Origin of the sequence: Legionella sp. ST3F1, from assembly GCF_048553315.1 — a bacterium.
Classification (GTDB): domain Bacteria; phylum Pseudomonadota; class Gammaproteobacteria; order Legionellales; family Legionellaceae; genus Tatlockia; species Tatlockia donaldsonii.
Genome location: NZ_JBLZIO010000076.1, coordinates 1 through 277 on the forward strand (window position 1 = coordinate 1; position 277 = coordinate 277).

Sequence of the window (277 nt, forward strand, 5' to 3'; positions counted from 1 at the left end):
CACTGCCATCTAAAGAAGTCGCAGTAAAGCTATCAGTCAACGTTTGGCCAGCCCCTAACTGCTGGATGGCCGTTTGTCCATTGTTCGCCGTGTACGTCCAGGGCCCATCGGCAGCCAGGGTAAAGGTACCGTAGGTGCCTGCCACAGAGGGCTGGGCGATAAAACTGGATTGGCCGGCATCCACATCGGCAATGGTCAACGTACCGCCGCTGCTCAGATTGGCATTTATTACATTCGCATCTTCGGTGACTGTACCGGTAGACACCCCGGCAATTAC

Annotated in this window: 1 protein-coding gene; it reads right to left on the reverse strand. The window is 55.2% G+C overall.

Annotation, left to right across the window (positions count from 1 at the left end; all coding sequences use genetic code 11):
• Nucleotides 1-277 (reverse strand): VCBS domain-containing protein (locus ACN4Z1_RS16015; protein WP_419423061.1); only part of this gene is annotated, 277 nt, incomplete at both ends.